18 protein-coding genes are annotated in these 20,069 nt (G+C 63.0%); 9 read left to right on the top strand and 9 right to left on the bottom strand.

The window, feature by feature from the left end; genetic code table 11:
• Window positions 1-16: 16 nt before the first annotated feature.
• From betA to betI, 3 genes are read right to left on the bottom strand one after another with little or no spacing between them, the layout of a single operon-like run.
• Complete coding sequence (gene betA, locus AAFN84_RS16465; RefSeq protein WP_347515690.1) at window positions 17-1,675, bottom strand: choline dehydrogenase; 1,659 nt, start codon at window positions 1,673-1,675, stop codon at window positions 17-19.
• Window positions 1,675-3,201, bottom strand: coding sequence for a choline-sulfatase (gene betC, locus AAFN84_RS16460; protein ID WP_347515689.1), 1,527 nt, complete (start codon window positions 3,199-3,201; stop codon window positions 1,675-1,677). Before betC ends, betA begins: the two co-directional genes overlap by 1 nt.
• Window positions 3,198-3,791: a transcriptional regulator BetI gene (betI, locus tag AAFN84_RS16455; protein WP_347515687.1), complete on the bottom strand. Its 594-nt coding sequence runs from the start codon at window positions 3,789-3,791 to the stop codon at window positions 3,198-3,200. The genes betC and betI overlap by 4 nt, the downstream gene beginning before the upstream one ends.
• A 173-nt stretch (window positions 3,792-3,964) precedes the next feature.
• Between betI and AAFN84_RS16450 the strand changes: the two genes are divergently transcribed.
• Complete coding sequence (locus AAFN84_RS16450) at window positions 3,965-5,131, top strand: acetyl-CoA acetyltransferase (protein ID WP_347515686.1); 1,167 nt, start codon at window positions 3,965-3,967, stop codon at window positions 5,129-5,131.
• Complete coding sequence (locus AAFN84_RS16445) at window positions 5,128-5,871, top strand: SDR family oxidoreductase (RefSeq protein WP_347515685.1); 744 nt, start codon at window positions 5,128-5,130, stop codon at window positions 5,869-5,871. The genes AAFN84_RS16450 and AAFN84_RS16445 overlap by 4 nt, the downstream gene beginning before the upstream one ends.
• A gap of 1 nt (window position 5,872) precedes the next feature.
• On the opposite strand, the gene AAFN84_RS16440 is transcribed toward AAFN84_RS16445, so the two are convergent.
• Window positions 5,873-6,613, bottom strand: coding sequence for a DUF3750 domain-containing protein (locus AAFN84_RS16440; protein WP_347515684.1), 741 nt, complete (start codon window positions 6,611-6,613; stop codon window positions 5,873-5,875).
• A gap of 66 nt (window positions 6,614-6,679) precedes the next feature.
• On the opposite strand from AAFN84_RS16440, the gene AAFN84_RS16435 reads away from it, so the two are divergent.
• The gene (locus AAFN84_RS16435) at window positions 6,680-7,684 is read left to right on the top strand and encodes an asparaginase (protein ID WP_347515683.1); all 1,005 of its coding nucleotides are present in this window, start codon (window positions 6,680-6,682) and stop codon (window positions 7,682-7,684) included.
• Here the strand turns inward: AAFN84_RS16435 and AAFN84_RS16430 are convergent.
• Window positions 7,677-9,041 carry a TIGR03808 family TAT-translocated repetitive protein gene (locus tag AAFN84_RS16430; protein WP_347515682.1) on the bottom strand — a complete coding sequence of 455 codons (1,365 nt, stop codon included), beginning with the start codon at window positions 9,039-9,041 and terminating at the stop codon, window positions 7,677-7,679. The genes AAFN84_RS16435 and AAFN84_RS16430 overlap by 8 nt on opposite strands.
• A 98-nt stretch (window positions 9,042-9,139) precedes the next feature.
• Between AAFN84_RS16430 and greA the strand changes: the two genes are divergently transcribed.
• Window positions 9,140-9,610, top strand: a complete 471-nt coding sequence (greA, locus tag AAFN84_RS16425) for a transcription elongation factor GreA (protein ID WP_347515681.1) — start codon at window positions 9,140-9,142, stop codon at window positions 9,608-9,610.
• Here greA and AAFN84_RS16420 read toward each other — a convergent pair.
• Window positions 9,596-11,038 (bottom strand): methylmalonyl-CoA mutase family protein, encoded by a 1,443-nt coding sequence (locus AAFN84_RS16420; protein ID WP_347515680.1) that lies wholly within the window; start codon window positions 11,036-11,038, stop codon window positions 9,596-9,598. The two genes, greA and AAFN84_RS16420, sit on opposite strands and share 15 nt — an antisense overlap.
• Window positions 11,039-11,255: 217 nt before the next feature.
• On the opposite strand from AAFN84_RS16420, the gene AAFN84_RS16415 reads away from it, so the two are divergent.
• On the top strand, window positions 11,256-12,836 hold the full coding sequence (locus AAFN84_RS16415; RefSeq protein WP_347515679.1) for a helicase HerA-like C-terminal domain-containing protein: 1,581 nt from the start codon (window positions 11,256-11,258) through the stop codon (window positions 12,834-12,836).
• Between the two features lie 51 nt (window positions 12,837-12,887).
• Here AAFN84_RS16415 and AAFN84_RS16410 read toward each other — a convergent pair whose 3' ends face one another.
• On the bottom strand, window positions 12,888-13,466 hold the full coding sequence (locus AAFN84_RS16410) for a L,D-transpeptidase (RefSeq protein WP_347515678.1): 579 nt from the start codon (window positions 13,464-13,466) through the stop codon (window positions 12,888-12,890).
• A 378-nt stretch (window positions 13,467-13,844) separates the two neighbouring features.
• Window positions 13,845-14,501: a haloacid dehalogenase type II gene (locus AAFN84_RS16405; protein ID WP_347515728.1), complete on the bottom strand. Its 657-nt coding sequence runs from the start codon at window positions 14,499-14,501 to the stop codon at window positions 13,845-13,847.
• Between the two features lie 166 nt (window positions 14,502-14,667).
• Here AAFN84_RS16405 and AAFN84_RS16400 point away from each other — a divergent pair, with 166 nt between their 5' ends.
• The 4 genes from AAFN84_RS16400 (at window position 14,668) to AAFN84_RS16385 (ending at window position 17,831) form a co-directional block, all read left to right on the top strand.
• Window positions 14,668-15,546, top strand: a complete 879-nt coding sequence (locus AAFN84_RS16400) for a branched-chain amino acid aminotransferase (protein WP_347515677.1) — start codon at window positions 14,668-14,670, stop codon at window positions 15,544-15,546.
• 113 nt (window positions 15,547-15,659) lie between these two features.
• The gene (locus tag AAFN84_RS16395; protein ID WP_347515676.1) at window positions 15,660-16,262 is read left to right on the top strand and encodes a superoxide dismutase; all 603 of its coding nucleotides are present in this window, start codon (window positions 15,660-15,662) and stop codon (window positions 16,260-16,262) included.
• A 182-nt stretch (window positions 16,263-16,444) separates the two neighbouring features.
• Entirely contained in the window at window positions 16,445-16,879 is a 435-nt protein-coding gene (locus AAFN84_RS16390; protein WP_347515675.1) for a cytochrome c, read from the top strand.
• Window positions 16,880-16,901: 22 nt separating this feature from the next.
• Window positions 16,902-17,831, top strand: a complete 930-nt coding sequence (locus tag AAFN84_RS16385) for a cytochrome c (protein WP_347515674.1) — start codon at window positions 16,902-16,904, stop codon at window positions 17,829-17,831.
• Here the strand turns inward: AAFN84_RS16385 and AAFN84_RS16380 are convergent.
• Window positions 17,828-19,927 (bottom strand): S9 family peptidase, encoded by a 2,100-nt coding sequence (locus AAFN84_RS16380; RefSeq protein ID WP_347515673.1) that lies wholly within the window; start codon window positions 19,925-19,927, stop codon window positions 17,828-17,830. The genes AAFN84_RS16385 and AAFN84_RS16380 overlap by 4 nt on opposite strands.
• Between the last annotated feature and the right edge of the window lie 142 nt (window positions 19,928-20,069).

The raw sequence follows: 20,069 nt of genomic DNA, 5'->3' as shown, positions 1-20,069 counted from the left end.
CTTTTCGGATCATGCTTTATCGGTCGGATGTCTCCCAGCGGGGATTGATCCACGGCTGCTGGTTGGACGGGCTGAGCGGCTGGCGGCCAAGAATATGGTCGGATGCCTTCTCGCCCACCATAATCGATGGTGCGTTGAGATTGCCATTGGTGATGCGCGGGAAGATCGAGGAATCGGCGACACGCAGGCCCTCGACCCCGATCACGCGGCACTCCGGATCGACGACGCTCATTGGATCCTCGGCACGTCCCATCCGGCAGGTGCCGCAGGGATGATAGGCGCTTTCGGCATGCTCGCGAATGAAGGCGTCGAGCTGCTCGTCGCTCTGGACGGCGTCGCCGGGCGAAATCTCGCGACCGCGATAGGCATCGAAAGCCTGCTGGCCGAAGATTTCCCTGGTCAGCCGGATACAGTGGCGAAAATCGGCCCAATCATCGGGATGCGACATGTAGTTGAAACGGATCACCGGCTTTTCGCGCGGATCCGAGGAGCGAAGCGTGACTGCGCCGCGGGACTTCGACCGCATCGGTCCGACATGCGCCTGGAAGCCATGGGCTTCGGCGGCGGCCTTGCCGTCATAGCGGATCGCAACGGGGATGAAGTGATACTGGATGTCGGGGTAGTCGACGCCGGCGGCAGAACGCAGGAAGGCGGCCGCCTCGAAATGGTTGGAGGCGCCGAGCCCGTTCTTGAAGAACAGCCACTGCGCGCCGATCAGCGCCTTCGAGAAAAGATTGAGCTTGGAATAGAGCGTGATGGGCTGGAGCGATTCCTGCTGGATATAGAGCTCCATGTGGTCCTGCAGATTGGCGCCGACACCTGGCCGATCGGCAACCACGTCGATGCCGTGTTCCCTCAGATGGGGCGCGGGACCGATGCCGGACAGCATCAGAAGCTTGGGCGAGTTGAGCGACGAAGCGGCGATAATCACTTCACGCTTTGCCTTAACGACCTGAATCTGTCCACGAGCTTCGATTTCGACGCCGACCGCGCGTTGATTCTCGATGACCACGCGACGTGCGAAGCCGTTGACGAGACTCACGTTTTGCCGCTTCAGCGCCGGCCGCAGATAGGCGTTGGCGGTCGACCAGCGCCGTCCCTTGTGGATGGTCTGCTCCATCGCTCCGAAGCCTTCCTGCTTCGAGCCATTGTAGTCTTCGGTCAGCTCGAAGCCGGCTTGCCGGCCTGCATCGACGAAGGCGGCGTAGAGCGGATTTCGGCGCGGACCGCGCTGGACGTGCAATGGGCCATCCGTGCCGCGCAAGCCTGCCTCGCCACCGTGGGAATGCTCCATCCGCTTGAAGTAGGGCAGGACGTCGGCATAGGCCCAACCGACAGCACCCTCATCCGACCAGTGGTCGAAGTCGCGTGCATGGCCGCGGACATAGACCATGCCGTTGATCGAGGAGGAACCCCCGACAACCTTGCCGCGCGGGGTGGCGAGCACGCGCCCACCGAGATGTGGCTCGGGCTCGCTGGAGAAGCCCCAGTCGTAGCGGCTCATGTTCATCGGGAAGGAAAGGGCCGCCGGCATCTGGATGAACGGGCCGATATCGGTGCCGCCAAATTCGATCACGATGACCGAGTGCCTGCCGTCCTCCGACAGGCGATAGGCCATCGCCGCGCCGGCCGATCCGGAGCCGATGATGACGTAGTCTGCTTCGCTCGCAGCCATCACTCGCCCCTTGGGAAACGCTTGCGCTCCTCGAGCACATTGAGGTCCATGTGGTTGCGCATGTAGCGCTCTGACGCCTTCTGCAGAGGCTGGAAGTCCCACGGATAATAGGCGCCATTGCGAAGTGCGGGGTAGACGACCCAGCGGCGGGCCTGGCTCTCGCGTACGTCGGCGTCGTAGCGCGCGATGTCCCACCGTGCCTGAACCTGCGCCTGGAACTTGGCGACGAGATCCGCATGGGCGGGATCACTCGCCAGGTTGGTCCGCTCATGCGGATCGCTCGACAGGTCGAAAAGCTGCGCGGGATCGACCGGGCAATGGACGAACTTATGCGTTGTGGTGCGGATCGCGACGAGTGGCGCAATCGATCCCTCCGCCACATACTCCATGATCACCGGCTCGGAGCGATCGCCGCCCGCCATGACGGGGAGCAGTGACAGTCCATCCGTCCACGGCTTGATCGAAGCCATGTCGATGCCGGCGAGGTCGCACAGGGTAGGGGTGATGTCGAGATTGGATGTCGGGTCGAGAAACTGCCCGGACCGGACGCCCGGCCCGGCGATCATCAGCGGCACCCGGGCCGAACCTTCGAAGAAGCTCATCTTGAACCACAAGCCGCGCTCGCCGAGCATCTCGCCGTGGTCTGAACAGAACACGATGATGGTATCGTCGAGCATGCGGGTGCGCGTCAGCACGTCAAGCAGCTCGCCGACCTTGTCGTCCACATAGGAGATGTTGGCGAAGTAGCCTTGCCTGGATCGCCTGACGTTTTCCTCGGTGATGTCGAAGGAGGCATAGTCGCTGGCGTCGTAGAGCCGGCGCGAATGCGCGTCCTGCTTCTCATAGGGGATGAACCCGATCTCGGGATCGAGGCGGTCACAATCCTCGTAGAGGTCCCAGTATTTCCGCCGCGCGACGAACGGGTCGTGTGGATGGGTGAACGACACGGTCAGGCACCATGGCTGGCGCTGTTCGTCCTGCGACAGGCGTGAGAGCTGATAGAGCTTCTGGACCGCGTTGTGGGCGACCTCGTCATCATATTCGAGCTGGTTGGTAATCTCCGCAACGCCGGCGCCGGTGACCGACCCGAGATTGTGGTACCACCAGTCGATGCGCTCGCCGGGCTTGCGCCAGTCGGGGGTCCAGCCGAAATCGGCAGGATAGATGTCGGTCGTCAGGCGCTCCTCGTAACCATGCATCTGGTCGGGTCCGACGAAATGCATCTTGCCCGACAGGCATGTCTGGTAGCCCGATGCGCGCAGATGATGGGCGAAGGTCGGTATCGAGGAGGGAAACTCGGCAGCGTTGTCGTAGACGCCGGTGCGCGATGGCAGCATGCCGCTCATGAACGAGGCGCGGCCGGGAGCGCATAGCGGCGACGCGGTGTAGTTGTTGACGAAACGCGCGGAGCGGGCGGCCAGCGCCTTCAGATGCGGTGCATGAAGAAAGTCGGCCGGACCATCCGGGAACAGCGTTCCGGTCAACTGATCGGCCATGATGATGAGAATATTCGGCCGTGCCGTCATGAAGTGTGCCCCCCGGCGGTGAGTTTCATAGTGAGGTAATCATCGACCAGCGCAATGGCGCTGGCCGGATCGGGTGCGCCCTCCTTGAGGGCGCGGCGGATGTAGAGCCCATCGATCATCGCGGCGATACCCTCGGCGGTGCGGACGGCCTCGCTGGCCGGAAGCAGTTGGCGGAGGCCGCTCATCAGGTTGGAATGCAGGCGGCGGGCATAGACCCGCAGCAGGCGCCGCATCGGACGGGAGCGCTGGGCCGCGACATAGAAGGCCAGCCACGCGGCGACCGTCTCCGGCCGGAACTGGACATCGGAGAAGTTGATGGCGATGACTGCCGCCACCCGTTCGCGCGGCGTTGCGCTGTTCTGCAATGCGGCGCTCACCTCGCGACCCAGCTCGCGCAACAGATGGCGCATGGTCGCCTGCAGCAGGTCTTCCTTCGCGCCGAAATAATGGTGAGCCAGCGCCGACGACACGCCGGCGCGGCGTGCTATCTCCGACATTGTGACGTCCAGCGAGCCGCGCTCGCCGATGGCAAGAATCGCAGCGTCGATGAGCGCCTTGCGGCGCATCGGCTCCATTCCGATCCTGGGCATGATCGATCTCCTGAGCGACAATCCTATTTTTGATTGACGGATCAATCAAGAAAAACATGGTGATTTTGCAGGTGCGAACCTCTTTACGGCGGCGCACAAACAGTTCATCCTTGAACAAAATAGAGGCGCGCCCGATCTCTACGGTCGTGCTAGGATGAAGAAGGGAGAGAAACATGACCGCTTGTATCGTGGGCTGGGCCCATTCGCAGTTCGGCAAGCTTGCCGACGAGACGCTGGAGAGCCTGATCGTCAAGGTGACGAAAGAGGCGCTCGACCATGCCGGCATCGGCCCGGAAGACGTCGATGAGATCGTGCTCGGCCATTTCAATGCTGGCTTCTCTCCGCAGGATTTCACCGCCAGCCTCGTGCTGCAGGCCGACGATCGGCTGCGCTTCAAGCCCGCGACGCGCGTCGAGAATGCGTGTGCGACCGGCTCCGCAGCCGTGCGTCAGGGCATTCGCGCCATCGAATCGCAAGCCGCACGCGTGGTGCTGGTCGTGGGAGCCGAACAGATGACCGCGGTTCCCGGCCCGCAGGTCCAGCAAAACTTGATCCGCGCATCCTACATGCGCGAGGAGGCCGATATTCCGGCGGGCTTCGCGGGGCAGTTTGGCAAGATCGCCGCCGCCTATTTCCAGCGTCACGGCGACCAGTCGGACGCGTTGGCGCGGATCGCTGCCAAGAACCACAAGAACGGCGTATCCAACCCCTATGCGCACATGCGCAAGGAGTTCGACTTCGACTTCTGCCGCAATGAGAGCGAAAAGAACCCCATCGTGGCCGGCCCGCTGAAGCGTACCGACTGCTCGCTGGTGTCGGATGGCGCGGCGGCGATCGTGCTGACGGATGCAACCACGGCGCTGAAGATGAAGCGGGCAGTCGCTTTCCGCGCCAACGAGCACGTCCAGGATTTCCTGCCAATGTCGAAGCGCGACATCCTGCTTTTCGAAGGATGCGAGGAAGCCTGGGGGCGTGCGCTGAAGAATGCAGGCGTATCGCTGGACGATCTGTCCTTCGTCGAGACCCATGATTGCTTCACCATTGCCGAACTCATCGAATACGAGGCAATGGGACTGGCGAAGCGCGGCGAGGGCGCGAAGATCGCGCTCGAGGGCCAGACGGAGAAGGGCGGACGCCTGCCCGTGAACCCTTCAGGCGGGCTCAAGTCTAAGGGCCATCCGATCGGAGCGACGGGCGTTTCGATGCATGCCCTGTCGGCCATGCAGTTGACCGGCGAAGCCGGCGGCATCCAGGTGGAAGGCGCCAAGCTCGGCGGCATCTTCAACATGGGAGGCGCCGCCGTGGCCAACTACGTTTCGATTCTCGAAAGGATCAAATGAAACCATCGGCCATCGTCACGGGCGGCGCATCGGGCATTGGACTTTCCACTGTCGAATGGCTGCTCGACGATGGCTGGCCGGTGGCCGTGGTCGATGTCGACCCGGTCGCGCTGGCCGCCGCCGAGGACATGTTCTCGGGCGAGAACGTGGTCTTCATCGGAGCCGACATCACCGATGAAGACCTCGTCGCCGACGCCTTCGACCAGGCGGTCGATGCATTGGGGCCGGTGGGCGGGCTCGTCAATTCCGCCGCCGTCACTCATGCGATCGACGCGGTGGAGACAAGCGCGGAGTTGCTGCGCGAAATTCTCGACGTCAATCTGGTAGGTGCATTCATCGCAGCCAAGGCGGCGGTGCTGCGGATGGCGGATACGCTGTCGATCGTCAACGTCACCTCCGTATCGGGGATGCGCGCCAATCAAGGGCGCGCCGCCTACGGGGCCTCGAAGGCGGGATTGAAACTGCTGTCCGAGGTCATGGCGGTCGAACTGGCCCACCGCGAGGTTCGCATCAACTGCGTCGCGCCCGGGCCGATCGAGACGCCGGCGGTGACGCGGCGCCATGGCGAGGAAGCGCGGGGCCGTTGGCTCGATCACGTGCCGCAGCGTCGCTATGGCGAGCCGGACGAGGTCGCCGCGGCGATCGCGTTCCTGCTGTCGCCGGAAGCGAGCTACATCACGGGCCAGACGATTGCCGTCGACGGCGGCTTCTTGGCCGGCGGTATTATAAGCGGGGATTGAGTCAGAGCCCGACCCGTCCCAGGGCAGGGATCTTGATCGCGGGGTGCATGACGTCGATGCCCGCCACAAGCCCCAGGAAGTGCACTTCGAAGCCGCTGCGAGCGCCGGCAGCGAAGCCCAGGAACCCACCCAGCGTGGCGTGAAGATCGCGCCAATCTGGCGAGAGGCGTAACGACGCAATGCCGGGCGCGAAATCGCGTCCGATCGCATTCGGGGGCAGAGTCGCCCCGAGTTCCGGGACCTCGTTCAACACATGCGCGACAAAGCTGTTGGAGTTTGGACCGGGCCAGATGCGATAGCTGCCGTTCGTGGCGTACGGGTATCCGGCAATTGCCGCCTCGACGTGCGGAATGAGCCGTGCGGCCTGGTCTCCGGTAACGGAGTGCACGACATAGGGGAGGTTGGAATACCAGAAGGCGTCTGCGGCATAGCCGTTGTGACGGATGGGAGAGCCCCAGCCGACCTTGTCATAGCGATCATATGTGTCGGCGCCGGATTTCCTGATGACCAGCCAGCTATGGACGGAAAGCGCGCCCTTCAGTCCACCGGTGCGCGCCGCCATGACGTGGATCGCGGGCTCTCCCGGCTCCAGCGCGCTCGGCAAAACACCGCTGGTGCCCCATTCCGCCGAGCTCCAAGACCCGGGTCGTTCCTTGATCGCCCACCATCCCGCGGTCGCGGCGGTTGGAACGATGAAGACGACCAGAATGCCGATGAGCAGATGCTTGATCCACTGGAACAAGGGAAATCCTTTGCGCTGGACGGGATGGCGAACTATGGGCACTGAAACTGCAACTCGGGTGAGATAATGGCAAATCCGGTTCTCGTGGAAGTCACGCGCGGTCAACTCGTCGAGAGCCGTCACACGGGCGCGATCGTCGTTGCCGATGCCGACGGCACAACGATGCTGGAGTTCGGCAACATCGACGCGCGGGTCTTTCCGCGCTCCGCAGTCAAGTCGATCCAGGCGCTGCCGCTGCTGGAGTCGGGTGCCGCAGATGCATTCGGTTTTGGCGATCGCGAGATCGCTCTCGCCTGCGCCTCCCATTCGGGCGAGCCGGAGCATGCGCGCCTGGCCGCAAAGATGCTGACGGCGGCCGGCCTCGATGCCGCCGCGCTCGAATGCGGGGCGCACTGGCCATCGCGTCAGGACGCGGCGCTGGATCTGGCGCGTCGAGCCGAGTTTCCGTCGGCACTACACAACAATTGTTCGGGCAAGCATTCCGGCTTCGTCTGCACTTGCGCCCATATTGGCATCGACCCGCGAGGCTATGTCGGCGCCGGGCATGGCGCGCAACGGGCCGTGAGGGATGCGATGGAGAGCGTCACGGGTGCGGCCCATGGCGAGGATGTATGCGGCACCGACGGCTGCTCGATCCCTACCTATGCGGTGCCACTGAAGAGCCTCGCGTTCGGCTTCGCGCGCATGGCGACTGGCGTCGGTCTCGGGGCGGAGCGGGCAAGGGCAGCCAGGCGCATCTTCGCTGCCTGCATGGCCGAGCCGTTCTATGTCGCCGGAACCGACCGTTTCGATACGCGGCTGATGCAGGCAGCCAGCGGGCGGATCATGGCCAAGACCGGGGCTGAGGGCGTCTACTGCGCCGCCTTGCCGGAACGCGGGCTCGGCATCGCCATCAAGTGCGACGACGGTGCGGGGAGGGCGGCGGAGGTGATGCTGGCCGCCGTGCTCGCGCGGCTGTTGCCCGATGACGACCAGCTTTCTGCGACGCTGAGCGACATGGCCAATCCGGTGCTGAGGAACTGGAACAGCATCGAGGTGGGTGGCCTGCGTCCCGCGGAAGCCCTCAACTGACGAGATTTCGTTCGATGCTTAGCCCGGGGAACGTCTCTCCGTCGTCATCGGCGAGTTCGCCGGTCGCCGTGTCGCGCCACCGGTAGCCGATGACGGCGTGCTCGACCTCGCTGATCACATTATCGGCGACGAGGACCGGGCCGACGCCCTCGACCACGGAAATCGCGAAACCTTCACGCGCGTCACGGATCATGTTGCCGGTGGCGACGACATTACGCAGGTAAGGGCCCCAACCGAGAAGAACCGCGCAACGCGGCGCCCCCTCGATGACGTTGCCGGTGATCGCCGTGTCGGCCTCCGCCGAAATGCCCACTCCGAAGCCCATAGCCTCGAAGGGCTCGTAGGGACCTGCATCGACCAGATTGCGCACGACGTTGCCGCTGCAAACAGCCAGGCGTCCGCCATCGTTCAGGTTTGCGATCGAGATGCCGATCGCCGCAGTGTCGACGATGTTGCCACTGATGAGTGCACCCTCGAACGCGAACTCGGCGTAGATGGCCGTTTCCCCCGAGCGCAGGCATTGGTTTCCGGTGATCTGGATATTGCTGGCACTGTTGGCGCGGATCGCCGAGAAGGCGCAATCCGCGACATGATTGCCGGATATGATGACGTTGTCTGCGCGATAGACGTTGATGCCATTGCCATATTGGCCGGTGCCGCCGCTTCGCGCGCCGATCGATTCAATGCGGTTGTCGGTCACGACGGTGCCGTCCGAGCCACGTTCCCAGCGGTGGACGAGAATGCCGCCCTCGGCGCAGTCCCGCACGGTGTTGGACGCGATGCGCATGCGTTCCGCCTCGACGCTGTAAATCGCATAGTCTGCGGCGTCACGGATGGACGTACGCTCGACACGTCCCGAGCAGCGTTCGAGGACGATGGCACTCTTCGAACTGCCGAGAACCTCACAGCGGTCGATGACCACGTCGGCGGCGCGGCGGATCTCTACCAATGCTCGCGTCTGGTCAACGAGAGCCTCGCGGGCACCATCGAATACAAGGCCTTCGAAATGCACGATTGCCGCGTCATCCGCCACGATCAGGCTTCCGCCGCCGCATATGAGGCGCGTGGCACCCGGCACGCCGGTGAGGCGCGTCTCGGCTGGAAGCCGAATGCCGGCAACGACATAGCGTCCCGCAGGCAGAAACACGCTGTCGCCGCTCGCCTCGCTCAACATACGCTCGAAGGCTGCACTCTGGTCGGTCCCAAGATCGGGTTGGATGCCAAAGTCGGTCGCATCAAGAGAGCCGCGCAAGGCCGAGACAACGGGCGATCGGGTCTGGGCGAAGGCCGCCGGCGCCAAGGCCGTCAGCCCGCTACCCAGCGCGGCGATTCCAGACATCCACTGGCGGCGGTTCATTCCGGGACCCTCACGATTTCCATGATCTGGCCAAGCAGGGATCGTGCCAACTCCGATGCCACCTTGCCAAGACATGCGAGGTTCCTAAATAAAGCTGCATGAGCAGAGCATTCACGCGCGAAGAAAACAGCGAAGCTGCCGTCAGCGACATCGGCGAGCGGCCCGTCAGTACGCATCGCAACCTCGTCACCCCGGAAGGCCTCGCCCGCATGGACGCTGAGATCGCGGATTTGCGGGAGAAGCTGGCTGCGGCGGAAGCCGAGGGAAATCGTGAGAAGATTGCGCTCGTGTCGCGTGATCTGCGTTACTGGACGTCACGCCGCGAAACAGCCGAGGTTTCAAAACCCGATCCAAGCGATGAGGTCGTGCGCTTCGGCATGAGCGTGGGGATCGTCGACGATGATGGCAACGAGCAGCGGTGGCACATCGTTGGAGAGGACGAGACGGACGTCTCGCAAGGAAAAATCTCCCACGTCTCGCCAATGGCCCTGGCGTTGTTCGGCAAGGGCGTCGGCGACGTTGCGACGGTCAATGGCCGCGAGTGGGAAATCGTGTCAATCAGCGTCTGAGGCTGGTTGGTCGCTCGGTGCCACACCGTCTTCGGCGGCAGGAATTTCCTCAAGCCGTACGAGCGGCAGTGGCTCGCAGAACACAACGCCATCGCGCGGAAGGTCGCCGCGTTCGGTCTTCAGGACCTCCGTCTCCGCAGACCTATCGTCGCCTCCCACGTGAAGGTTTGATCCGACGATTCCCAGTTCACCCCTGCGCAGTTTCTCGAAGCGGCTTTCCCGGGCTTCGACCACGCGACGCTGGAGAAGCCCCGCAGCGAGGCTGGCAAGCAGTCCGCCCTCCGATTCGATCTGGCGAAACTCTTCCCACGCGCCGGTGCACAGCGAAGCGGTAAGAATATCCAGATCCTCGGAGCCCGCCGTCGGGTCGGCAAAAGAGCTGAGGTGAGTCTCGTGCGAGAGCACGAGCTGGGCGTTGCGGGCCAGTCGCCGCGCCTTGCGTTCCGGCAGTCCAACGGCGAGCGTGTGCGGCAGGACGCTGATCGTGTCCGCGCCGCCGGCCGCGGCGGCGAAGACGGCGAGCGTGTTGCGCATGATGTTGGTCTCGACATCGCGCGCCGTCAGCATGCGGTATGAGGTCTCGACATGGATCTTCGTCGGGGCGGGCGCGATGCCACAGGCTTCCTGCGCACGCGTCCAGAGCCTGCGCAAGGCCCGTACCTTTGCGATCGACAGGATCTGGTCCTGGTCGACACACAACGCAAATCCGATGTGGGGCGTCGCATAGATGAGCGGTTGGCGCGCTTCCTGGAACATGCGCAGATGCGACACCGCGCCTGCAAGCATCACCGCAAGTTCCTGCGCCTCCGTGGCGCCGGCATTGTGCATGACGCGACCGTCGGCCTCCAGCAGCACGGCAGGGATGCCCATGGCGAAGAAATGTGCCAGCGACTGTGGCATCGACGCGTGCAGGGCCTGAATCGACATGCGCAGATTGCCGACACCGGCGAAGACGGCTGCAGGGTCGATGCCGAACGACAGGCTGAGCCTGCTGGGATCTACCTTCTTGCGGCGCATCAATTCGATGATCCAGTCGACGGAGGCGCGGCTCGACGGGTGGACGTCGATGCGCAGGTATATCCTGTTCAGCGGAATGTTGTGCAGTGCCGCAGCCAGGGCTTCAGGCCGCGCGGGCAGCCCGTAGCCGAACGCGTTCGGCGCACCGGCAAAGACGATCGCCAGGCCCGTGGCGCCGGCGGCAATGTCTTCCTGCGCCTGCGCGTTGGCCCGTTTGGCGTCGGTATCGTCTATTCTCTGGACGATGGTCCAGCCGGCGTGCTGCCGCAACTGTTCGAACTGCAGGTCGGCATAGGAGCGCGGTGCGGGAGCCTCGCCATGATGTGCTTGACCCCTCCGCCGAACTGCTTCGAGCCATTGGGAGCGGCTGATCGGCGGAAAACTGCCGGTGCTGATACTTGCCGCTTCCATCATGTCTCCCAATGCAGCCCATAGCAGGATTCACGGCAGAGTTTAGGCTGCGGCCCCGCCTGCCGCAATGCGGGATCATCGCGCCGGACCGCTCGTCACGACATGTGACGGGATTTCATGGGAGCGTGTGTTCATTTGGCAACGGCACACGAGGCGCATTGGCAGTCTCGCGCGGGCTGGCTATACCGGCAGTGGACCGACAGCGGAGACACGGCTCATGTGGCAGGATCAGGTAACCGGCATTTTTCTCGGCGCAAGCCGCACGTCGGATGACAGCTATCAGAAAGCCGAAGAGCTCTTGCTCAAATACGCCAACCGGCACGGAATCGTCACCGGGGCGACCGGCACCGGCAAGACGGTGACGCTGCAGGTGCTTGCGGAGGGGTTTTCCAATGCGGGTGTGCCCGTCTTTTGCGCGGACATAAAGGGTGACCTTTCAGGCGTCGCGATGATGGGTGAAGCAAAAGACTTCCTTCTCAAGCGAGCCGAGACGATAAAGCTGGACCCCTACGAGTTCGCCGAGTTTCCCGTCATCTTTTGGGACCTGTTCGGTGAGCAGGGCCACCCGATCCGTGCCACCGTATCGGAGATGGGGCCGCTGCTGCTGTCGCGACTGATGGACCTTTCGGAAGCACAGGAAGGCGTGATGAACATTGCCTTCCGAATCGCCGATGAAGAGGGGCTCCTGCTACTCGACATGAAGGATCTTCAGGCGATGCTGACCGACATGGCCGAGCGTTCAGCCGAGATTGGCGCGCGGTACGGGAATGTCAGCCGTCAGTCCGTCGGTGCGATACAGCGTTCGCTGCTGGTTCTGGAGGAGCAGGGCGGCGATCACTTCTTCGGCGAGCCGGCATTGAAGATCGCCGATCTCATGCGAACCACGCGCGACGGACGCGGTGCGATCAACGTGCTCGCGGCCGACAAGCTGATGATGAACCCCCGGCTCTATGCGACGTTCCTGCTGTGGTTGCTGTCGGAACTCTTCGAGGAACTGCCCGAAGTCGGAGATCCCGACAAGCCAAAGCTCGTGTTCTTCTTCGACGAGGCGCACCTGCTTTTCAACGAGGCGCCACGCGCCCTTATCGAAAGGGTGGAGCAGGTCGTCCGCCTCATCCGCTCGAAGGGCGTCGGGGTCTATTTCGTTACCCAGAACCCGCTCGACGTGCCGGAGACGGTTCTCGCGCAGATGGGCAACCGGATACAGCACGCGTTGAGAGCGTACACTCCCCGGGAGCAGAAGGCCGTCAAGACGGCAGCCGACACGTTCCGGCCGAACCCAGACCTCGACACTTTTGAAACGATCACCAAGCTGGGGACGGGCGAGGCGCTGGTTTCTACGTTGGCCGATAAGGGCATTCCATCGATCGTGCAGCGGACGCTGATCCGGCCTCCCTCGGCGCGCATGGGCACGATCACTCCCGACGAGCGCGCCAAAGTGATGCAGCTTAGCCCGCTTGCCGGCCAGTACGACGAGACGATCGACCGCGAGTCCGCCTATGAGCGTCTGAAGGCGCGTGCGGAGGAGGCGCTGGCGGCCAAGGAAAAGGATGAAAGGCAAGATCGTGAAGATGAGCGTCAGGACAGCGGCTCGGGAACCGGCTGGACGCTGCCGGACTTCGGCGGTTCGCGAGGACGCACGGAGACGCGGGCGCCCGCTCAGAAACGTAGCCGCAGCGGATACCAGCGGCAGACGGTAACGGAAACGGCGATCAAGTCGATCGTGCGAACGGTCAGCACGACGCTCGGCCGAGAGATCGTTCGAGGAATACTTGGAAGTCTGCGCAAGCGCCGATGAGCTGGAAGGCGTCCGGCAACCCGGACGCCTTGCGCAGCAGATGCCGGGCTATCAGCTCGTGACGCGCAGGCCGGAGGTGACGACGATGGGCGACTTCTCCGCGACACGGTCGTAGAGGTCGATCACGTCCTGATTGATCAGGCGGACGCAGCCGGAAGAGACCGACTTGCCGATTGACCACCATTCGGGAGATCCGTGCAGGCGATACAGCGTGTCCTTGCCGTTCTGGTAAATGTACAGTGCGCGCGCGCCCAGAGGATTGTTGACCCCCGGCTCCATGCCGCCGGTCCATTCCTTGGTCACGGGATCGTATTCCGTGCTGTACTTTTCGAGTTCAGGCTGACGGGCAATCATTTCTTCCGGCGGATGCCAGCGCGGCCATGGCTGCTTCCATTCGATGACTCCATCGCCTGACCACTCGAAGCCCTGGCGGCCCAGACCGACGCCGTAGCGCATGGCGCGACCGAAACGCTGCACCACGTAGAGGAAATGGTTGCCGGTATCGACAACGACCGTGCCGGGCGCTTCGCCGGTAGGATCCGCGACCACCTGGCGATGGTAGCGGCTGTCGATACGCTGGATCGGGACGGCCGGTATCACGTGGCCATCGTCCACAACGGCAGCGTACATCGAAGCGGTCGGGCCGAGTGCGGTCGGTGGAGGCGCTGCCGAGGCAACGGGTGGCGGCGGAGGTGTCGCACAACCGGCAATCAGTGCGCTGGCGGCCGACGCGGACGCGGCGGCCATCAAGGTGCGCCGAGAAATAGAACTTGGTCTGGTATCTGCTGACACGACGTCTCCGTAGAGGGTTCGAGAATCTGGCGCGGGCCCGTTGGAGATGGCGCATGGTTCGTGATGAACCAGAACCCCCTTCCGGCGAAGCGGAGAAGCTATCCAGAATTTGTCAGAAACATGGATAACAATTTACTAACGCAATTGGCGACAAGATGCGTTGCGATCCTGCAACACTGTCGTTGAATCAACTCGGCCACCTGAAGCTGCTGGGCATCAGGCCATCAGACCCTCCAGGGAAGGCAGGATCAGCGCGGGCGCAAGGTCGAGATATTCGTCCGGCTGGCCAGCCCGGTTGATCCACACCGTTCTGAACCCGAATTTGTGCGCGCCGGCAATGTCCCACCTGTTCGAAGACTGGAAGGAAACCGAGTCGGGATAGAGCCGCCAGGCCGTGACGACCATGTCGTAAACCTGCGGATCGGTCTTGAAGCGGCCAACGGTGTCGACCGAAAAAATCTCGTCGATGACGGCATCGAGCGCTGCGGAGCGTACGGCGGATTCGAGCATCGCGGGCGAACCGTTGGAGAGGATGGCGATGCGAGCGCCATTGGCCTTCAGCGCCTTGAGGACGCCGGGCACCTCCGGATAACAGTCGAGCTGCCAATACGCTTCCAACAGCTTGCCGCGCATGGCTGGGTCGGCAGAGGGCACCCGCGCGAGCGCAAAATCGAGAGCGTCCTCGGTCAGCTGCCAGAAGTCTCGATAGCTGCCCATCAGGGTCCGTACCCAGGAATATTCGAGCTGTTTGGCGCGCCAGATATCCGAAAGGAGTTGCCCCTCGGGCCCGATTTCGCGGGCATGACGGCGCACAGCGGCATGGACGTCGAACAACGTGCCGTAGGCATCGAATACATATGCGGAATGAGTCATGGGTGCAGAGGGCCTTTCACGATGACTTGACCCCAACCGTTGATTGCGGTCAAGCAACGCCGCACGGGCCGATGGGACGAACTGGCCCACCGATCGTCTCGGGCTGCCGATTGACGGGTTGGGCCAAAGCCGGTTCGATGGCGCACGAACGAGAAAGGGTTTCGATATGAGCTTGGCATCCCCGGCGCAGACCGCCACCTGGACGTTTGTCGACGGCGACTGGCACGAAGGCAATGTGGCGATCGTCGGGCCGCGGAGCCATGTGATGTGGCTTGGATCGAGCGTGTTCGACGGCGGCCGCTGGTTCGAGGATGTTGCGCCCGATCTCGACCTGCACTGTGCCCGCGTCAACGCATCGGCTATCGCGCTGGGTCTCAAGCCGACCATGGCGGTCGACGAGATGGTGGCTTTGGCCTGGGACGGCGTGAAGAAGTTCGACGGGAAGACCGCGATTTATATCCGTCCGATGTACTGGGCCGAGCACGGCGGTTACATGGGCGTGCCGGCCGATCCGGCCTCGACGCGCTTTTGCCTTTGTCTGTACGAGGCGCCAATGATGGCGCCGTCGGGGTTCTCGATATCCGTTTCGCCTTTCCGGCGGCCGACATTCGAGACGGCGCCGACGAACGCCAAGGCGGGGTGCCTGTATCCGAACAATGGGCGAGCGATCCTCGAGGCCAAGTCTCGTGGCTTCGACAACGCGCTCGTGCTCGACATGCTGGGCAATGTCGCGGAGACCGGCTCCTCGAACATTTTCATGGTCAAGGACGGCCACGTCTTCACGCCGGCTGCCAATGGAACCTTCCTTTCGGGGATCACGCGCGCTCGGACTGTCGGTCTCCTGGCGGAGGCGGGCTACAAGGTGACCGAAAAGGCACTGAGCGTACGCGACTTCCTCGAAGCCGACGAGATTTTCTCGACCGGCAACCATTCCAAGGTCGTGCCGGTCACGCGCATCGAGACGCGCGATCTGCAGCCAGGCCCGGTGGCGAAGAAGGCCCGAGAACTCTATTGGGAATGGGCCCACGCCGGAGCTGTGGACTAAGCGACTCAAATTTAGCGCTGCAAACCATGCGGCGCAGTGTTGCGCGCGCGTCATCGGCGCCTATGTAGGTTACTGAAACACCAAACCATTCATTTGAGCGAAGGAGATTTTCCATGGCCTTTGAACTGCCCGAACTGCCGTACGGCTACGAAGCGCTTCAGCCCTACATGTCCAAGGAGACGCTGGAGTATCACCACGACAAGCATCACAAGGCCTATGTCGACAACGGCAACAAGCTGGCCGCTGAAGCCGGCATGGACGGCCTGTCGCTCGAAGAGATCGTGAAGCAGTCCTATGGCAAGAACCAGGGCCTCTTCAACAATGCCGGCCAGCACTACAACCACATCCACTTCTGGAAGTGGATGAAGAAGGATGGCGGCGGCAAGAGCCTGCCGGGAGCATTGCAGAAGGCCGTCGAGAGCGACCTTGGCGGCTACGACAAGTTCCGCACCGATTTCATCAATGCCGGCACGACGCAGTTCGGTTCGGGCTGGGCATGGCTGGCTGTGAAGAACGGCAAGCTGGAGATCATGAAGACGCCGAACGGCGAAAACCCGCTGGTGCACGGCGCGTCGCCGATCCTGGGTGTCGATGTATGGGAACACTCCTACTATATCGACTATCGCAACGCGCGTCCGAAATACCTCGAGGCATTCGTCGACAGCCTGATCAACTGGGACTACGTGCTCGAGATGTACGAGGCAGCGGCCAAGTAGGCCACGCCGTCGACCAGTCAATGCAAAGCCCCGTTTCGACGGGGCTTTTTCTTGTGATGATGAAGTCCATCCTCACGCAAGCGTGACTCGTTTTGGGGGAGTTTTGACTTCCTCAGCCGCTGCAATCAGCCAAGATCGCACCTGTTCGCACTGCCAGCCATTGCCAGCCATGGAGTTCTTTGATGCGCTTTCTCGTTTGTGTCGCAACCGCAATTTCGCTTTCAGCGGTTGCAGCATCCGCCGATCCCATCGAGGATCGCCAAGCTCTCATGAAGGAACGCGGTGCGGTGATGCGCATCCTCGGGCCGATCGCGCAGGGCCGGGAGCCTTTCGAGGCAGACAAGGTGCTGGAGGCTCTCGAGGAACTCAACGCCAATGCGCAGGCGACGACGGACGTCGACGCCCTTTGGCCCGAAGGAAGCGACAGCGGCGGGGATAACGATTCTGCTCCTGCGGTCTGGGAAGATCGTGAAGGGTTCGTCGCTGCCACGAACAAGTATGCCGCGGACGCTGCCGCCGCCGCAGAGGCCGCGCCACAGGATCTCGAAGCGTTCCGCGCCGTCTTCGGACCGGTCGCAAGCAATTGCGGGTCATGCCACGAAGCCTACCGCCTCTAGCTGGAGCGGTGCCGGCGGAAAAATGACTTCCAGGTCCTCATACCTATTGCTCGCAGGCGCGGCGCTGGTTGCGGCGGCTGCGGGCGCATTGTGGTTTGCGAGTGCACCGCAAAGGCTGGACGCCGCGTTGGTCGAGGACATGCCGACAGGCGACGCGGCCCGGGGCGAGATGGTATTCTGGGCAGCCGGTTGCGCGTCCTGCCATGCGGAATCAGGCGCTACCGGTGATGATCGTCTGGTGCTTGCTGGTGGGACGCGGTTCGAGACGCCGTTCGGCACATTCGTCGCTCCCAATATCTCCCAGCATTCCGACGATGGAATAGGGGCATGGTCGGCCGAAGATCTCGCCAATGCCATGATGCGCGGCGTTTCCCCAGAGGGAAGACATTACTATCCGGCGTTTCCATACGCGTCTTATGCAAGGATGCAGGTGGAGGACGTGGCTGACCTGTACGCGTTCATGCAGTCCTTGCCCGCGGTCGAGGGGATTGCCGCGCCTGGTGATGTCGGATTTCCGTTCAATGTTCGCCGGGGCATCGGCCTTTGGAAACGGCTTTTCCTCGACGATCAGCCGGCGGTTGCTCTTGATGACGCCTCGCAACAGGTGCTGCGGGGCCAGTATCTCGTTGAGGCCATGGGCCATTGCGGCGAATGCCACACGCCGCGGAATGCGCTGGGTGCGCTCGATGCCTCACAATGGCTGGCAGGGGCCGCGCCGCTCGAGGTCGAGGGACGGCCGGTTCCAAACATCTCGCCCGGCGAAGACGGCATCGGCGGCTGGAGCGAGGATGAGATCGTCGCGCTGCTGGAAAGCGGCTTCACGCCAGAGTTCGATTCCGTTGGCGGAACCATGGCTGCGGTGGTCCGCAACCTCGCCGAACTTCCCGCTGACGATCGGGAGGCGATCGCCGCCTATCTGAAGGCGATCCCCGCCCATCCCAACGGTTACTAGGCCTTTCCGACGACCTTGAGAGCGAAGGCGTACCCGAAGGCGATTTCCTCCAGTCGCGAGAATCGCCCCGAAGCGCCCGCGTGACCCGCATCCATGTTGATCTTGAACAACACGGGATTGTCGCCGGTCTTGCGTTCCCGCAGCCGGGCAACCCATTTCGCCGGTTCCCAATAGGTAACGCGCGGGTCGGTGAGGCCGGCGACCGCAAGTATGGGAGGGTAGGCCAGCGCCTCGACATTGTCGTAGGGCGAGTATGCGGCAATGGCGCGGTAGTCGGTTTCCGACTCGATCGGGTTGCCCCATTCGGGCCATTCCGGCGGCGTGAGAGGCAGGCTTGCGTCGAGCATTGTGTTGAGAACGTCGACAAACGGCACTTCGGCGATGATGCCGGCGTAGTCGGCGGGCGCCATGTTGGCGATGGCGCCCATCAGCATGCCGCCTGCCGAGCCGCCCTGCGCGACGATCCGGTCGTGCGATGTGAAGCCCTGCGCGACCAGGTGGCGTCCTGCGGCGATGAAATCGGCAAAGGTGTTGCTCTTGCGATCACGCTTTCCGGCCTCGTACCACGCGTAGCCCTTGTCCTTGCCGCCGCGTACATGGGCGATTGCATACACGAAGCCGCGATCGACCAGCGACAGGCAGTTCGTGTTGAACGACGCGGGAATGCTGATCCCATAGGAGCCATAGCCGTAGAGCAGGCACGGCGCTGAGCCGTCGAGAGGCGTATCCTTGCGGTAAAGAACGGAGATCGGGACAAGTTCGCCGTCGGCCGCGGGCGCCATAAGGCGACGAGTAACGTAGTCGTCGGCCTGATGCCCGGACGGTACCTCCTGCGTCTTGAGAAGAACGCGCTCGCGGCTTCGCATGTCGTAGTCGAAGACCTGGGCAGGGGTCGTCATCGAGGAATAGGAAAACCGTATGATGTCGGTGTCGTATTCGTACGAGCCGGCGAGGCCGAGCGAATAGGCTTCCTCCTCGAAGCCAACCACATGTTCTTCCCCGCTGGCCCGGTCGCGGACCACGATGCGGGGCAAGCCGTCCTTCCGCTCGAGCCTGACGAGGTAGTCGCGGAAACCGATGATCGACAGGATGAGACGGCCCGGTTCATGAGGCACGAGTTCGCGCCAGTTCTCCTCGCGGGGATCCGAAACCGGGGCGGTCATGACCCGGAAATCCTTTGCGCCACCGGAATTGGTGAGGATGAAGAAGATATCGCCTCCTTCCTCGAGATCGTACTGGACGCCTGTTTCCCTCGCCTTGACCAGCACCGGTTCGCTCAGCGGCTGCCCGGCGGGGATGAGCCGGTATTCGGAGGTTTCGTGGTCGCTGATCGAGACCATCACCCAGTCGTTGAGGCGCGTGCCGCCCACACTCATGAAGAAGCCCGGATCAGCCTCTTCGTAGACCAGCCTGTCGGAGGCATCGCTGCCGGAGAGAGGGTGATAGAGGATCTGCGAGGGCCGGTGGTTCTCGTCGAGCCGCGTGTAGAAAAAGCCTGTGTTGTCCTGATCCCATTGACCGGAGCCGCCGGTATCGGTGATCGTGGTGCCCAGATCCTTGCCGTCGGCGGTGTTGCGCACCCGAAGCGTGTAGAATTCCGAGCCCTTGTCGTCATAGCCCCAGAGCAGGAGCCGGTGATCGGCCGAATGGTCGACGCCGCCGATGTGGAAGTAGGGCTTGCCCTCGGCTTCGCTGTCGCCGTCGATGAGGATCTGTTCCTCTCCACCATCCCGGGGCGTGCGGAAAAAGCGCGGATGCTGACCGCCGAGACGGTAGGAGGTGCCGTATGCGAAGGGGCCGTCCTTCATCGGTACGGATGAATCGTCTTCCTTGATGCGCCCCTTCATCTCCGCAAAAAGCGTCTTCTGAAATTCGCTCGTGTCCGTCATCAGGGCTGCCTGATAGGCGTTCTCTGCTTCGAGGTGGGACCGGATCGCGGGATCGAGCGTGTTCGGGTCCTTGAACACTTCCTGCCAGTTTCCGGCGCGCAGCCAGGCATAGTCGTCGCTTCGCTCGATGCCGTGGCGGATGTCCGAGTGGGCGCGGCGCTCGGCAACCGGCGCGGGCCGGGTGGGGAAGATAGACGTGCGTGACATGAAAGACAGTTCCTGCTCTTTGCGTGTAGTGGCCGGGCGTCACAATTGCGCGCCAGATCGGCGGGAGGTGCCCATCAGATAGACATATCGACGGGCGAATGCCACCGTGGACGAGCGGGTTGTACGCGCGCTCCGCGATGCT

It is taken from the genome of Mesorhizobium sp. CAU 1741 (genome assembly GCF_039839275.1).
GTDB lineage: Bacteria > Pseudomonadota > Alphaproteobacteria > Rhizobiales > Rhizobiaceae > Aerobium.
This window is presented reverse-complemented; position numbering and strand designations above follow the sequence as displayed.

Coding starts and splice junctions, on each gene's coding strand:
- AAFN84_RS16415 (WP_347515679.1), top strand. CDS start 11,256: ATGTGGCAGGATCAGGTAACCGGCATTTTTCTCGGCGCAAGCCGCACG.
- AAFN84_RS16435 (WP_347515683.1), top strand. CDS start 6,680: ATGGCAAATCCGGTTCTCGTGGAAGTCACGCGCGGTCAACTCGTCGAG.
- AAFN84_RS16410 (WP_347515678.1), bottom strand. CDS start 13,466: ATGTACGCTGCCGTTGTGGACGATGGCCACGTGATACCGGCCGTCCCG.
- AAFN84_RS16450 (WP_347515686.1), top strand. CDS start 3,965: ATGACCGCTTGTATCGTGGGCTGGGCCCATTCGCAGTTCGGCAAGCTT.
- AAFN84_RS16385 (WP_347515674.1), top strand. CDS start 16,902: ATGACTTCCAGGTCCTCATACCTATTGCTCGCAGGCGCGGCGCTGGTT.
- AAFN84_RS16430 (WP_347515682.1), bottom strand. CDS start 9,041: ATGAACCGCCGCCAGTGGATGTCTGGAATCGCCGCGCTGGGTAGCGGG.
- betC (WP_347515689.1), bottom strand. CDS start 3,201: ATGACGGCACGGCCGAATATTCTCATCATCATGGCCGATCAGTTGACC.
- betI (WP_347515687.1), bottom strand. CDS start 3,791: ATGCCCAGGATCGGAATGGAGCCGATGCGCCGCAAGGCGCTCATCGAC.
- betA (WP_347515690.1), bottom strand. CDS start 1,675: ATGGCTGCGAGCGAAGCAGACTACGTCATCATCGGCTCCGGATCGGCC.
- AAFN84_RS16405 (WP_347515728.1), bottom strand. CDS start 14,501: ATGACTCATTCCGCATATGTATTCGATGCCTACGGCACGTTGTTCGAC.
- AAFN84_RS16380 (WP_347515673.1), bottom strand. CDS start 19,927: ATGTCACGCACGTCTATCTTCCCCACCCGGCCCGCGCCGGTTGCCGAG.
- AAFN84_RS16420 (WP_347515680.1), bottom strand. CDS start 11,038: ATGGAAGCGGCAAGTATCAGCACCGGCAGTTTTCCGCCGATCAGCCGC.
- greA (WP_347515681.1), top strand. CDS start 9,140: ATGAGCAGAGCATTCACGCGCGAAGAAAACAGCGAAGCTGCCGTCAGC.
- AAFN84_RS16400 (WP_347515677.1), top strand. CDS start 14,668: ATGAGCTTGGCATCCCCGGCGCAGACCGCCACCTGGACGTTTGTCGAC.
- AAFN84_RS16395 (WP_347515676.1), top strand. CDS start 15,660: ATGGCCTTTGAACTGCCCGAACTGCCGTACGGCTACGAAGCGCTTCAG.
- AAFN84_RS16445 (WP_347515685.1), top strand. CDS start 5,128: ATGAAACCATCGGCCATCGTCACGGGCGGCGCATCGGGCATTGGACTT.
- AAFN84_RS16390 (WP_347515675.1), top strand. CDS start 16,445: ATGCGCTTTCTCGTTTGTGTCGCAACCGCAATTTCGCTTTCAGCGGTT.